Raw genomic sequence first — 14,314 nt, 5'->3', positions numbered from 1 at the left:
TATTGGTTCATCTTATCCGCTTTATCTGTAGCAGGCATTAATTGAGATGGTATTACTGGTAAACCTGTCATTTGATCTAGGACTCACACACTATAGTGTTAGCGATTGCAGTAAATCGCCCATTCGGGACATGAAAGGCAAAATTTCTCCAAATTGTTAGGGCTTGTATCAAGGTCAGAGAAACCATGAAGCTTTTGGAGGAAGATGGATTGTATCGGATGCAGACTCGTCTTAGAGTCAGCAAACCGATAATTCGTGATGTTCCTCTAACCATTGGATCAACTGACCTGCTATCGAGTTAACCCAAGCTTGTTGAGCACTCTTGGGCTTTGGGAGAGGCATCACACACTCAAAGACCAAAGATTTGATCATAGCTTGAGGAATTGCGATGGTTTCACAATCAAAATCACCTGCTCACAGTTTCTCTCTACCAGGGGTGACACGCTTAAGGTCTTACCAGCTCACCTGGTTACGTGGGGATGTGTTAGCAGGAGTCACCGTCGCCGCTTATCTGGTTCCTCAATGCATAGCTTATGCTGAGCTAGCAGATGTGCCACCGATCGTTGGATTATGGGCAATTTTGCCACCGATACTAATCTACGCCCTGCTTGGATCGTCTCCTCAGCTCTCAGTCGGGCCAGAGTCAACGACAGCGGTGATGACGGCAGCAGCCATTGCGCCGATCGCCGCTAGTGATGGGAGCAACTATGCCAGTCTCAGCAGCCTGCTAGCGCTATTAGTGGGGATTGCCTGTTTAGTCGGAGCCTTTGCGCGATTAGGGTTCTTGGCTGAGCTATTATCTAAACCCATCTTGATTGGTTACATGGCCGGGGTAGCCGTGATTATGATCATCGGGCAGTTGGGAAAAATTAGCGGCATATCGCTTGAGGCGGAATCACTCTTTGGGCAAGTCCAGGAATTTTTGAGCCACTTCAACCAAATTCACCCACCGACTTTGATGCTCGCCACGTGTGTTTTGATCTTTTTACTCGTGGTTCAGCGTCGATTTCCTAATGCACCCGGCCCTCTGCTGGCAGTTCTATTGGCTACAGCCGCCGTCTATCTGTTTCACCTGGAGCAGCGTGGCATTGCTGTGATTGGTGAGATTCCGGCAGGCTTACCTCATTTGGCATTCCCAAAGGGCTTCTCACTACCGCAAATGAGTTATTTGATTTCTACAGCGATCGGCATTGCTCTCGTCGGGTATTCTGACAATGTGTTGACAGCTCGATCGTTTGCCGATCGCAATCGCTACCGCATTGATGCCAACCAAGAATTATTGGCGCTGGGTGCAGTCAACATTGGCACTGGAATCATGCAGGGATTTCCAGTTAGCAGCAGCGGCAGCCGAACCGCAATCGGGGATTCTCTAGGTAGCCGGTCGCAGGTCTTCTCCCTGGTTGCTTTTGTCGTTGTGATGCTGGTGCTACTGTTTTTGCGGCCTTTGCTTGCCCTATTTCCAAAAGCAGCATTGGGTGCGATCGTCATTTACGCCGCTCTGCGGCTGATCGAAATTCCAGAATTTAACCGATTGCGCCGCTTTAAGCAGAGTGAATTCAGGCTGGCTTTGATTACCCTCCTTGGGGTACTGGCGACCGATATTCTGATTGGGGTCGGTCTTGCTGTGGGATTATCAGTCATTGATTTATTTGCCCGGTTGATGCGACCCCACGATGCCGTCATGGGAGAAGTTCCGAACCTGCCAGGGTTGCATGATATTGATGATTGGCAAGGCGCAAAAACGATTCCTGGATTAGTAATCTATCGCTATGGTGCACCACTCTGTTTTGCGAATGCAGAGAACTTCAGACAACGGGCGATGAATGCCATTCGAGCAGAGCCAATTCGTGTTCAATGGTTTGTCCTCAACACTGAAGCCGTTGTTGAAATTGATATCACGGCTGCCGATATGTTGAAAGAATTGCATCGAGAATTAACCGCTCAACAGATTACCTTTGCCATGGCGCGGGTAAAACAGGACTTGTATGTGCAATTGAAGAAAGCAGGTTTAGTCGATCTAATGGGTCAGGAACGAATTTATCCAACTTTACACACCGCGATCGCAGCGTTTCATTCCGCTACTGATTAGCGGCAGGTCAGCGATCGCAACATCTTGCTAAATGATGATGTAACGCCCTTTATTCTCATGCACGACGATCGCCAAACTTGATGCTGCGGTTGACAGGATGGAAGACCTTACACTAACCCCCGGTAGTGTCGCCATGCCGAAGCCCAAAATGTGAGCATCTCCGTGGGGGAAAATGATGATATCACCAGGGGAAAGTGCCCGACAGATATTGGTTTTGGCTTTTACCCAGCAGTTCCCCTCCGCAACAATCTGAAAGGGGGCAATATTGAGTGATATGAGACTGGAGCGTATCCGCAAAATGTGAGCAAGAGGGGGTCTCAATGCTCCAGGAGGCAGAAAAGTCTAGGCGCAGGTCAATCACTCCAGAAAATCGGATGACCCGCAGGATATCTGAAAGCACATCCATCGCAAAGGGCGGGAGGGCTAATGGGCAGAAGCACCTGGCTGTACCAGCAGGCCGCCTGGAGCTCTAGTCAACAATCCTAGAGCCCTAGTCACTGCATAATTTAGAGCGAGTAGCTAAGTATAGGGTGATGTAGGCAAACGCTCTATACATCTGATCACCATAGGGCTAAAGCTTACGGTTCAATGCATTCCACTCTGATACCAGTTTTTGAGATCAATACCTCTCAAACAATGCGCCCAGCAGGAGAAAACTTATGACTTTGGCTCAGCAAGATGTGAGATTTGAGAATAAACCCTCGAGAATATCTCAGGAGAAAATTCAAACTGTTGCAACAATCCTTGCTAGAGGATTTGTCGACGATCCGATGTTTGAGTTTACCTTTCCAGGTCGGGACACTCGGCTTCAAGCTTTAACGGCGTTCTTTCAACCCTTTATCGTCGATAGCATGAAGCGGGGGAAGTTCTCCTTGCACCAGCAGGACAGGGAGTGTGCATTTGGTATCCACCTGATGTGTCGGTCTTCAGCGATGAGTTTGAGGAGGTGCTGAATGAAGTCTTGGCGATCGCCGTCCACTTTAGTGGCACAGAAGCCAGAACGCGCAGGGTTGTTTTATTGTCGGAAACAGAAATCTGGACGCTTGATTCTCTCGTTCGGCGTTCTTGAATGTTTTGAATCTCACAAACGAGAGATTAGGGCTTCTAGATATCTTCTAACGACAATAAAACAACCCTGGCCAGAACGCGGTTTGAGCATCTTGCTCATCAAGTGGGTGCCTATGAACCGACTGAGTCTCGTTGCGAAGTGCTATGGATTGCCCTTGTACCTGAAGCCCGAGGACGCGGATTAGGAGGGCATTTGTTACAGTCAGCTCTTGATGCTGGCGATGCCCAAGGTGTGGGTTCCTATCTTGTGTCTTCTAATCCTCGCAACCTCTCATTTTACGGGCGACATGGGTTTCGGAAAATAAGCTCCATTCAGATCAGCCCTACGTATTCGATGACAGGAATGTGGCGAGCTTCGGGTGGAGTAGCCCGGTGATGGCAGCAAGGCTTCAAAGAAAAGTCAGTCGTGTGTTTTCTGACTAAGAGGTCAGAAAATTTTGTTCATTTGTTGTGCAAGGTTACAGTTTTCATTTGCCTTAAACAACGATTCTTTTCCCATTCATTCTCTTTAATACGAGGAGAGCAAAAATGGCTAAATACAGGCATAACTTACCTCAACTCTCAGATGATTTATTTCTCACCGATGGCGGCATTGAAACAACTCTGATCTTTCACGAAGGGCTAGACTTGCCCCACTTTGCAGCCTTTGATTTATTTAGATATTCTGAAGGCCAAAAAGCTCTAGAGAAATATTTTCGTACCTACGCTGCTCTGGCGACAGACTATCAAGTGGGACTCGTGTTGGAAAGCGCTACCTGGAGAGCCAATTCTGACTGGGCTACAAAATTGGGCTCCTCCAAAGAAGACTTGGCTCGTGTGTACCATCAGTCGATTCAACTGCTACAAACGATTCGCAACGAGTACGAAACCGAGCAGTCTCCAATGGTGATTAGTGGCTGCATTGGTCCCCGTGGAGATGGATACAACCCGGATAATTTTATGACTGCTGACGAGGCTGCTTCCTACCACCAGGAGCAAATTGCTGCTTTTCGGGACGCCGATGCCGACCTGGTGACGGCGATCACCATGACCTACACCGAAGAAGCCTTAGGAATTACCCATGCAGCTCAGACTGTTGACATGCCCATCGTCATTTCCTTCACTGTGGAAACAAATGGTCATTTGCCGACAGGGCAATCTCTCAAAGATGCGATCGCTCAGGTCGATACTACTACCCACAATGGACCTGCCTACTACATGATTAACTGTGCTCACCCCACTCACTTTGCCAATATCTTGGCAACAGACGAACCGTGGCTAGAGCGCATTCGCGGACTCCGAGCTAATGCGTCCACCAAAAGCCACGCCGAACTGGATGAAGCTGAGGAACTGGACGATGGCAAACCGGAGGAGTTGGGCAACCAGTACTTAGAACTAAAGCACAAGTTGCAAAACTTGAATATTCTGGGCGGCTGCTGCGGCACAGATCACCGCCACATTGCGGCGATTTGCCAAGCCTGTATCCCCATGTGGTGGTCTCATCTATCTAGTTCTGTTTTGCTGCGATCGCGCTGAACTAGCTAATGAGCCATCAAGCTCCTTTCTGAGTTTGAGGCAACCAAATATCAGCGTTGTCCTGCGAGAAATACGGAACTTTTCCGCTTAATTTCCCCATCGATATTTACTGCTGGGCTTATTACATCTTTTCCACGCCCGAGGACTTCAAGGCGATTCACGACACAGCCGGAGAGGTATGCGATTACGCCGCTATGAAGGCAGAGGTTTTGGCTGACTTAGTCACAGGCGGATTCTCTTCTCTGTTCGACATCGACTTGTCGTGGCTGGAGTGGCCTGACATCGATCCATCCTCGATCTTCGATTGGTTCGACTTCACAGAATGAATCTAATGCGATCGAAAACGCTTAATCATGCGCTCCAGCAAACAGAGGCTAGCGGTCGCGTCTTTCTCTCTTGCCAACCAACCTTGACTTCGCTAGTCCGGGTCGCTGAGCTTGGGCCGTTAGCTGGCCATTGTTGTCGAGTTTCTTTTACCGAGAGGTATGCGATCGCTCGGTGCAGATTGGAATGACATCATGCAGAAGCCTACCGTAAAGACGATTCGTCAGCAAATTGTCCCATTTTTATTTGATAGAACTGCTTCTAATTCTTGTTCTTCTGGCTGTTTTGAAGTCGGACTCCTTTCTTCTACTTTTGGACTCCTTTCTTCTAATCGCCCTAGTTCCGTAGGAGAGGCTGCTTCATCGTTAATTTCCTCAGTAGGTTTCTACTCCTCAGGTTCTAGGAACTCGTAGAGAATTTCATCAGGCTCATCGTCCTGAATCTCTTCTTCAATTGGCTGCTCCATTTCGATCGCGGCGATCCCTTCTAGTAATGGCAGTGCTGCTGATTCCGATTCACGTTGGACCCTTTGTGAACTACTGGCTTGAATTGCTTCTTTTAGTTCTTGGACCACCTGAGAAAGGCTTTCAAATTTCCGCTCAAGTGCCTCTAAGCGATCGTCTCTCACTGGCCCAATATTGGGTTCAGTTTGGACTCCTCCGAGATACTCTTCTAGGACGGTCCTGAGTGCTTGCGGTACCTCTTGAATGTTCTTGCCTTTCATCCACTCCAAGAGCTTCTCGTTAAGGTCTTGAGGAATATAAGCTGATACCTTGAGATTTTCCTTAAACCACTCGTCTGTAGTCATAATTGAGGATCGATAGTAGGTTGCTTTAGAATACTGTATTGCTTTGTCGCTGATTTGAATTGAGCTCAGAGCAAGACCGGATGCCGATGTAAAGGTGCTGGGAGTTTTAGAGTGCGATCGCAGCGTTCAACTGAATGGAAAACCAGATCGGCTCAGATGGGTTGAGATGCAGGTGGGCATCAATCACAGATTTATCCTCAACAAATGGTTGCGACCCTAAAAGCAAAGCAGACGCCCAACCTTGTTAGGCTAGGGGCAGTCTCTCATCTACCCCTAATGAATCGCACGATCGTCTGGTTTCGCCGGGATCTCCGAGTTGCTGATCACGCACCGCTCCATCGGGCGGCTCAACGCGGGGCGGTCATTCCCGTGTTCATCTTGGATCGCGCCTTGCTGCATCATCCTGAAACCGCCTCCGCTCGCGTCGCATTTATGCTCGAGTGCTTGCGCTCACTCGACACGGACCTACGCGAACGAAGCGGACGACTAATTTTGCGTACCGGTGACCCGGTCGACGTGTTGCCTCGACTAATTCGGGAAACGCAAGCAGAGGGAATTTATGCCTACATCGACTTTGAACGTATCTATGGTCGTGTGCGCGATGCCCGTCTCAATCGCGCCCTAGCCCAGCAGCAGCTCAAAGTCCGCTGGTTTGAGCCGCCCGGCACTGTTCCTGAACTCGTCACTGGGCAGCAGTATCGAGAGGCTTGGTATACCGACATGAAAGCGCCGCTCGTTCCGGCCCCCGCCCGCATCTTCGTTCCCCTCGAGGTCTCGAGTGAGCCCGTCCCGTCCCTGGCCGCGGTCGGACACCATGCGGATGGCAAACCCGTTCCTGCTGCTAGCACTGAGTCCGCCCGGCAATTACTGAAGCAATTCATCGAGGAAAAAACAACCCGCTACTACTGGCAGCTGTCTTATCCGAGTGCAGAAGCCACCTCTGGGCTGAGTCCACACCTCAAATTTGGGGTGATCTCGCTGCGAGAATGCTATCAGACCATACAACGGCTGAAGGATAGCCCGGATGAGCGCATTCAGCGCAGTCGCAAACAGTTCATCTCCCGCTTACGCTGGAACAGCGGTTTCGCGCAGCGATTCCGCTACCTACCCCAACTCGAAGTGCGATCGCTCTATCAGGGATTTGATCAACCGGGTGATGAGGTTGATGAAACGCTGTACCAAGCCTGGCAGCAAGGCCGAACCGGCTTTCCCATCATTGATGCAGCGGCGCGGTGTCTACTGGCAACCGGAGGATGGCAGGCGCTCAACTTTCGCACCCGTGCTTGCTATGCCAGCTTCTTGAGCAATCTGTTGGGCATCGACTGGCGATATGGTGCCCTGCACTTCATGCGACACCTGATTGATGGAGATTGCCCCATCGACCATTACCAATGGGCCATGCAAGCCGGGATGACAGCAGCAATTGACCAGAGCTGGACGCGCATCTACAACCCTGGACAAGTGGCCGTTGAACGCTTCGATCCCGAGGGGCAGTTCATCAAGCAATGGGTGCCAGAACTGAGGCACCTGCCTGTAGAGCATCTGGGCTTACCGCTGCTGGTCAAAGACTATGCTCTACCAATCGTGCACTATCAGCAGGCAAGAGCGCGGCGAGTTCGGCAGCTTGAAGGGCAGCGGCAGGTGTTGATGGAGCAGGAAAACATTGTGCCTTACCTGACTCGCCTACCTCAGAACCTGACCCCATTTGGTGCCGAACGCTACGCGAGCGACGTCGGCTGGGCGAGCCTGCCTGATGCCGATCTGTTTCCAGCTGCCCTTGATCTTGATGCTCTAGACTTGGAGCAAGCAAAAGCACTGCGGACATGGTTTACGGCTCCGATTGGCAGCAGCAAATCTGAGTTGACATCTCCAGGTCGCTCGAAGCTGCCCTCGAACGAGGCTCAATTAACGTTGCTGTAATAGACGTGTTGACGAATAGATAGGATAAAAAGCGATTTGCCAAGATGATGAGGGGAGAGGGTTTAATTTTCCTGACCTCGAGCTAAATGGCTGCTCAATCCCCCTTCAAGGGATGACATTTCTTGCCCGAAATCTTTGCAGTTCCCGAAGGGTAGTCGGTTGAAGCCAATCGACCGACATTTCTAAATGCTGATGGAGAAGATGTCAGGTTTTTCAATTGGCACCCGCCGTTTAACAGTTGTTCTGTACTATTATCTTGAGCAGGGAAGGGTAACTCAGCGCCTAGGGGTGAGATGCGAAAGATCATTCACGTCGATATGGATGCCTTCTATGCCTCGGTTGAGCAACGGGACAACCCGACTTATCGAGGGCAACCGCTAGCCGTCGGAGGCTCTCCACATCAGCGCGGCGTGGTGTGCGCAGCCAGCTATGAGGCGAGAACCTATGGCATTCACTCGGCCATGTCCTCTAAAGTCGCGCTCCAACGCTGTCCCCAACTGCTCTTCGTTCCGCCCCGGTTCGAAACCTATCGGGTCATCTCAGCTCAAATTCGCACCATTTTTGAGCGTCATACCGACGTAATCGAACCTGTCGCCCTTGATGAAGCCTATCTTGATGTGAGCGAGAATAAGTCAGGTCTACCCTACGCCACCACGATCGCACGCGAGATCAGAGCCGCTATCTTCGAGGAGACGGGCTTAACAGCTTCTGCGGGGGTTTCGTTCAATAAGTTCTTGGCCAAGATGGCATCGGGAATTAACAAGCCGAATGGACAGACGGTGATTTTGCCCGCTCGGGCTGAGGCGTTTGTCGAGACCCTGCCGATCGAGAAGTTTCATGGCATCGGCAAGGTCAGCGCGACCAAGATGCACGAGTTAGGGATACACACGGGAGCCGACCTGAAGCAGCGCTCCCAACGGGAATTGGTGCAGCACTTCGGGAAAGCAGGGCATCACTACTTCAACATTGCTAGAGCACAGGATGACCGAGCGGTCGAGGCGAATCGCATCCGTAAATCTGTGGGGGCGGAAACGTCCTATGCTCAAGACCTGCATAATCGCGCCCTGATGCTACACCAACTCGAAACGATTGCCCAAACGCTCTACGAAAGGCTGGAGCGTCACCAGACTGGAGGACGGACGATCACACTGAAAGTGAAGTTTGCCAACTACCAGCAGATTACACGCAGCCGGACCGTGATGAATATCATTTGTGAGGTAGCAACAATTGTACTCTTGGCGCAGGAGTTGTTTGAGGCGGTTGAGTTGGAGGGGCGGAGCGTCCGATTATTAGGGATTTCGCTGTCTAATCTCGTGAGTGAAGAACGATTCGTGCAAACCGCAACTCCAAAAGAATCGCTGGTGCAGTTAGTGCTGTTTTAGCCATGGACTTCTTAAATTCTGGAAGCTTGCCGATGGGCGCAAGGGCATGGAACATATTGCTCTTTGGCAGTTTCCAGATGGCTCAAAGATTGAGCCATTAGAGCGATACATCGGCCTCTTGCAAGGACGTAAAGTGGGCTGGAAAACTGCTTAGAGGCAGCGCCTATGATGAGTAGCAACGATTCCTCACACCCTGATCAAGAGTGGTTCGATCGCGGGAAAGAAGATGCGTGGTCTGGAAAATCAAAGCAACCCCCCGAGCATGATCCACAAGCTGCTAGTTTTTACGATCTCGGCTACAGCGAGGGAGAGATTGAACGCCCCCCGACTAGCAAACCGTCTGCTGATGTAGAAAACTCTTGAATTGATAGTTTGTCCATCAGCAGTAGGCGGCAATATCTTCACCACACACGTCAGCAAGATAGCAGAGCGCTTTGAACCGTAAGCCCACGAGTTGCTCGTAGAACGGATTGAGTTTGCACATCGGCGGAATGTGGAGCAGAACCCGACCAAAGTAGCAAATATTGCGTTCAAACGGACACTGAGAGGGAATGAGACGACAGAAGAAGTGGGCGGTCTTAGCGCTTTGGATTTCGATCTTGTCGAGTTTTTGGGCGATGGGTTGAAGGAGGGAAGCGATGAATTGGTTGGGAGTAAGGTGCAACATGGTTGATCTCCTGAGCAGGGGGTAAGTGGTGTGGCGATGTTCTCTGCTATTGATTTATCGTTGTTCTCTGCTATTGATTTATACAATTGTGTTTAGCGTTTTATGCAGCAAAGCCCAGGATCATGACGGTGATGTTTAACTTCCTCAATCCCTACCGAACTGGCATAGCGGCCTATGACCGATGCCACCCTCCAACTCGGCAAACCGGATGGGAAGCCGCTGACCTCAGAAACGAGAGAGTTCAGGGCAGAACCGAGCGGGTAGAGGGCGATGAAGGAGTGTCATGTTTCACGCTGTTTGAATTCTTTCCTAATTTTGGTAATTTGAAACGAAATTGTCGATTAACAGAACGAGAGGCTCAAGCTTCAGGGGAGCAGCCCAAAGCTCTCGATCCCCTAAATCAGGAAAGAGCTGACACCGGCACGCAGATGCGCTCACCCCAAATATTCATCTTGCTTTCAGCACTTAAACTTCTAATCCCATTGCGCATGCCATAGGGTTAGCGACGTTGAAAAATTTGTTAATTGACACCAGACTTAGCAACAAACTTCATACATTAGAAGAAATTAGAGTTGCCATAACTGCAGACCTGAAGGGGATCTCGATTCTACGCTCGGCGCATCAAAAAGTAGCAATATCGGATGCTTGAAGATCCTAGAGTTGGACAGAGAGCCCTATGCTGTGAAGCAGGTAGAGTTAAGAGTGTACCGATGAACCAAACTCAAGCGCATCCGAAAGTCGTCGTCGTTGGAGCCGGGTGGGCTGGCTTAGGGGCCGCTTACCATCTCACTCAACAAGGGTATGCTGTCACCTTGCTTGAAGCAGGGGGGCAGTTGGGTGGACTAGTGGCAGGTTGGAAAACCGCGCAGGGTCGAGCGGTTGAAGCTGGCATTCATGGCTTCTGGTATCCTTACCGTAATATTTTTGCCCTGGTTAATCAGTTAGGCCTAAATCCCTTTACCGATTGGACTCGCTCTTCCCAATATTCTCCAGCCGGTTTGGAAGTGGAGTCGCCCATCTTTCAACAGGAACCCCGCCTCCCTACACCGCTTGGAACATTCCTGTATACCCGATTCAAGCGACTCCCTTTGAGCGATCGACTCTCGGCCTTACCCTTGCTCTATGCGCTCATCGATTTTGATAACTCGGATGCGGCGTGGCAACGGTATGACTCAGTGACGGCCCGTGAACTCTTTAAGCAATTTGGGGTGTCTGCCCGGCTGTACAAGGAGTCGTTTGAGCCCATGTTGCTGGTGGGATTATTTGCACCGGGAGAACGCTGTTCAGCCGCCGCCGCCTTAGGAATGCTGTATTACTTCATCCTGGCTCACCAAAGCGATTTTGACGTTGTCTGGTGTCGCGGCACTGTGGGAAACTTGATTTTTCGCCCTTGGGTTGAGCAAATTGAGCAGGCAGGTGGACGAATATTGACTCAGCGGCGGGTCACTGATTTGGTCATCCAAGCTCAAGCAGGGGGAGAGACCACCCCTCAAGTGACTGGCGTGGTGTGCGGTGATGAGGTCTTTGAGGCAGATGCGGTGATTTTTGCCGTCGGGGTCACTGGAATGCAAAAAATTGTGAGTAGCAGTTCGGTGCTCCGACAATTCCCTGAATTCTGTAACTTGATGAATTTGAGTGCGATCGATGTAGTAGCAACGCGGCTTTGGTTTGATCGCCACGTTTCGGTGCCCTTACCGTCGAATGCTTGCTTCGGATTTGATCCCACAACCGGTTGGACATTTTTTGACCTGAATGCCCTGCACGACGAATGGAGGAATGAACCGGGTAGTGTGATTGAAGTAGATTTCTATCATGCCAATCAACTGTTGCCACTCGACGACGAACAGATCATTGCCAAGGTGCATCGAGATCTAGCAACTTGTGTGCCTCAATTTCGCCAAGCCAGAGTGATCGATAGCAGTGTAGTGCGATTGCCGAAAGCGGTCACACATTTTTCTCCTGGCAGCTACCAATCGATGCTGCCGGGCAAGACGAGTTTAGCTAATCTATTCATGAGTGGAGATTGGATTATTACTCGTCATGGTTCCTGGTCGCAGGAAAAGGCATATGTCACTGGGCTAGAAGCCGCCAATGGAGTGATTGAACAGTTGGGTGTAGGGACACCGGCTCAGATTATTGGGGTAGAACCAGATGAACCTCACATCGAATTCGCTCGCACGGCCAACCGGGCTTTGCGACACTGGACGAGCCAATTTCTACCGTCCCTCTGGCTCCCTTAAACGCTGAAGTCACGATTACACCGATGGACAGAACGACCCGACAAGCTCAACTGCGGCAAAAGCTGCAGCATCTCAAGCAACAGCAGGAGCACCAGTTCGCTCAACAGACGCTGGAGCAGTTGGGGATGTCGAGCGATCGCTGTACCTATTTTCTGCCCGAAGACCCAAAAGCAATCGATTGTGTGGAGTGGCTCAAATGCGCCTTGCCCTGGCAGTGGTCGCAGATTGATTGGGCAAAGGTTCCGGGTAGCCTCTGTTACCCGTGTCAAAAAGATCCACAGCTCGTAGCAGTGTTGAAACAACTTTGCCAGCAATTTCAGTTGGATAATCCAAGGGTGACGATCGTCTGGTTCAATGCTCGCCATCCGATCGTGCAGATGGAGCTCTCAGTTGTGCAGCAGAACGCACTTGCCCTGGTCAGCCACGATTGGGATACTTGGATTGTGGAACCCCAAGCAGGTTGGTGTATTGAATACCATCACGAGGGAACGCTGGGCTTTGGCTTTGGCGCGATCAAGAATGGAATTGCCTGATTAGCCAATGTTGAATCAAAAGAGATCACAGTGGGTGCAAAGGGACTTGAAAAACTATCACCTGACATGATGAAAGCTATGAACCGAATACTATTGGAAAAACCCACCTCAATGGTTATCTCCTACTCGCTCTGTGCAGGTGCAATTGTATAACTTTCTCATTTCTATGATCGCGCTGCTTCCAATTGTCGTTTTGTATTCCATGTACATAGCTGGAAAAGTTCAAGGAATTTTTAGAGATGTTCGCTCAACATTTTCGATCTTTCTCATTCCGTAATTCTAAAATCGTTTATTATTTAGTTTATTTCAGTAGCTTATTTAATTCACTGGACGAAGCTATTCCATGCTCAAACATGCTTCCGAGCACTGTAGAAGAGCCAGGCCATCATGATGACGATTAATTCGATCGCATCACTAGAAGTTCTTGATTCGAGGAAAAGCTCCTGCTACAGAAAGAGATAGGGCTGCTTTTTCGGAGTGAGATCGATGCCAACACCAGAAAATCCTCCAAACCATCAGTTCTCTGAAGAGTGGACTGAGGCTTCGTTCCATAAAATGCCGGAGGACGAGCTAGAAACAAGTTCATTCTCCCAATTACCGATCCCTGCATCGATTAGTCCGCAGATCCTCACTAAGGTGACGCGCCTGTTCAATGGCGGACTAGAGGATATCGTCAACGAACTGTTTCAGAACGCTCGCCGCGCCGGAGCAACACAGGTCGAAGTCATCCTCACCCAGTTGGGGACTCTCCTCATTGAGGACGATGGCTGTGGAATCGAGAACCCGAAAACCTTGCTTAGCTTAGGTCAAAGTGAGTGGGATGCCAAGGTAGTGGAAAGCGAAGACCCCGCTGGGATGGGAATTTTTAGCCTAGCCAATCGCGGAGCAACGATCGCGTCGCACAATTGGCACGTTCACCTTGACCCCGAACACTTCTCAGGTCAAGCGATCGCGATCGTGCAATCTACTGAAGCTCGAGTCGGCACCCGGATTGAATTCCCGCTCACCGCCGCCGAATTGCGCTCCTTTGAAGTTTGGCGGAGCCAATCGCTGCACCCTCAGATCGCCAGTGCCGCTCGCTATTATCCACTCCCCGTGACCTTTAACAGAGCAGCGCTGCTCCGTCAGGATTTCTTAGAGGACGCCGTTTGGGTCAAGTTATGGCGCGGGCTGCGGCTGGGTGTGTCGGCGCACTATCGGTGGGCGAACCAGAGCGTTGAAGGGTTACTCAATTTCTACGGTCTGACGGTACCTCTGCAACTGCCAGCGCTCGCGTGCAATGACACCACTCTGCATGTTCGCGTCGATGTAGACGCCGCTCCCGATCTGAAACTCGTGTTGCCTGCTCGAAAAGAAATCGTGCGGAATGAATTCTTTGACGAACTCAAGGTTGAGTTGCGCCGAACCCTTTACGAAGCAGTCGCAACGCTTGAGCATCATGATTTGCCATACGTGCGATGGCTCGAGGCACACAGTTTTGGGATTGAGCTTCCTCCTGCACGATCGCAGCTCAGACCTTTTACGCCCCGAACAGCCGATCACCTCGCTAATCAATCCTGGGAATCCCTTCAGCCGATCGATCCCACGACGATGTTAATTGAGGTTGGAGACCTGCAAGCCCCGGAACAGCAGCTCTTAAAGCGGGCGCTCAACCACAGTGAGTTGCCCTATACCTTTCTTGCCGCAGAATCAAAATACCAAGGGTACTCCTGGTATAGCCCTACTAATCCAGGTTAGGACGTATAGTAGAGCCATAATGCATGATCAA

The 14,314-nt window shown here is 50.5% G+C and carries 14 protein-coding genes; 11 read left to right on the top strand and 3 right to left on the bottom strand.

The features are described from left to right. The first annotated feature begins 388 nt into the window (after positions 1–388). The gene (gene sulP / locus AC5I6P_RS19155) at positions 389–2,089 is read left to right on the top strand and encodes a sulfate permease (RefSeq protein ID WP_495695382.1); all 1,701 of its coding nucleotides are present in this window, start codon (positions 389–391) and stop codon (positions 2,087–2,089) included. Positions 2,090–2,116: 27 nt separating this feature from the next. Here sulP and AC5I6P_RS19150 read toward each other — a convergent pair whose 3' ends face one another. Then, positions 2,117–2,386, bottom strand: a complete 270-nt coding sequence (locus AC5I6P_RS19150; protein WP_495695381.1) for a cupin domain-containing protein — start codon at positions 2,384–2,386, stop codon at positions 2,117–2,119. 595 nt (positions 2,387–2,981) lie between these two features. Between AC5I6P_RS19150 and AC5I6P_RS19145 the strand changes: the two genes are divergently transcribed. The 4 genes from AC5I6P_RS19145 (at position 2,982) to AC5I6P_RS19130 (ending at position 4,998) form a co-directional block, all read left to right on the top strand. Then, the gene (locus AC5I6P_RS19145; RefSeq protein WP_495695380.1) at positions 2,982–3,158 is read left to right on the top strand and encodes a hypothetical protein; all 177 of its coding nucleotides are present in this window, start codon (positions 2,982–2,984) and stop codon (positions 3,156–3,158) included. A 102-nt stretch (positions 3,159–3,260) separates the two neighbouring features. Continuing rightward, a complete protein-coding gene (locus AC5I6P_RS19140) occupies positions 3,261–3,533 on the top strand; it encodes a GNAT family N-acetyltransferase (protein ID WP_495695379.1) in 273 nt (90 codons plus the stop codon). A gap of 152 nt (positions 3,534–3,685) precedes the next feature. After that, positions 3,686–4,672: a homocysteine S-methyltransferase family protein gene (locus AC5I6P_RS19135; protein ID WP_495695378.1), complete on the top strand. Its 987-nt coding sequence runs from the start codon at positions 3,686–3,688 to the stop codon at positions 4,670–4,672. 56 nt (positions 4,673–4,728) lie between these two features. Beyond that, positions 4,729–4,998 (top strand): hypothetical protein, encoded by a 270-nt coding sequence (locus tag AC5I6P_RS19130; protein WP_495695377.1) that lies wholly within the window; start codon positions 4,729–4,731, stop codon positions 4,996–4,998. A gap of 383 nt (positions 4,999–5,381) precedes the next feature. Here AC5I6P_RS19130 and AC5I6P_RS19125 read toward each other — a convergent pair whose 3' ends face one another. Further along, on the bottom strand, positions 5,382–5,804 hold the full coding sequence (locus AC5I6P_RS19125) for a hypothetical protein (RefSeq protein ID WP_495695376.1): 423 nt from the start codon (positions 5,802–5,804) through the stop codon (positions 5,382–5,384). Positions 5,805–6,008: 204 nt separating this feature from the next. On the opposite strand from AC5I6P_RS19125, the gene AC5I6P_RS19120 reads away from it, so the two are divergent. From AC5I6P_RS19120 to AC5I6P_RS19110, 3 genes are all read left to right on the top strand, one after another. Then, positions 6,009–7,724, top strand: a complete 1,716-nt coding sequence (locus AC5I6P_RS19120) for a cryptochrome/photolyase family protein (RefSeq protein WP_495695375.1) — start codon at positions 6,009–6,011, stop codon at positions 7,722–7,724. 293 nt (positions 7,725–8,017) lie between these two features. Further along, on the top strand, positions 8,018–9,106 hold the full coding sequence (dinB, locus tag AC5I6P_RS19115) for a DNA polymerase IV (RefSeq protein ID WP_495695374.1): 1,089 nt from the start codon (positions 8,018–8,020) through the stop codon (positions 9,104–9,106). A gap of 165 nt (positions 9,107–9,271) precedes the next feature. Then, complete coding sequence (locus AC5I6P_RS19110; RefSeq protein ID WP_495695373.1) at positions 9,272–9,469, top strand: hypothetical protein; 198 nt, start codon at positions 9,272–9,274, stop codon at positions 9,467–9,469. Positions 9,470–9,485: 16 nt separating this feature from the next. Here AC5I6P_RS19110 and AC5I6P_RS19105 read toward each other — a convergent pair whose 3' ends face one another. Further along, entirely contained in the window at positions 9,486–9,773 is a 288-nt protein-coding gene (locus AC5I6P_RS19105) for a Mo-dependent nitrogenase C-terminal domain-containing protein (RefSeq protein WP_495695372.1), read from the bottom strand. A 710-nt stretch (positions 9,774–10,483) separates the two neighbouring features. Between AC5I6P_RS19105 and AC5I6P_RS19100 the strand changes: the two genes are divergently transcribed. The 3 genes from AC5I6P_RS19100 to AC5I6P_RS19090 all read left to right on the top strand — a co-directional run bounded on the left by AC5I6P_RS19100 (position 10,484) and on the right by AC5I6P_RS19090 (position 14,283). Beyond that, a complete protein-coding gene (locus tag AC5I6P_RS19100) occupies positions 10,484–12,013 on the top strand; it encodes a hydroxysqualene dehydroxylase (protein ID WP_495695371.1) in 1,530 nt (509 codons plus the stop codon). A gap of 23 nt (positions 12,014–12,036) precedes the next feature. Continuing rightward, positions 12,037–12,546 (top strand): CDI toxin immunity protein, encoded by a 510-nt coding sequence (locus tag AC5I6P_RS19095; protein WP_495695370.1) that lies wholly within the window; start codon positions 12,037–12,039, stop codon positions 12,544–12,546. Between the two features lie 486 nt (positions 12,547–13,032). Then, positions 13,033–14,283, top strand: a complete 1,251-nt coding sequence (locus AC5I6P_RS19090) for a hypothetical protein (RefSeq protein WP_495695369.1) — start codon at positions 13,033–13,035, stop codon at positions 14,281–14,283. The last annotated feature ends 31 nt before the right edge of the window (positions 14,284–14,314 follow it).

This window comes from Myxacorys sp., assembly GCF_059501405.1.
The sequence above is the reverse complement of the archived record's forward strand: the minus strand, read 5'-3'. Positions and strand labels throughout refer to the sequence as shown.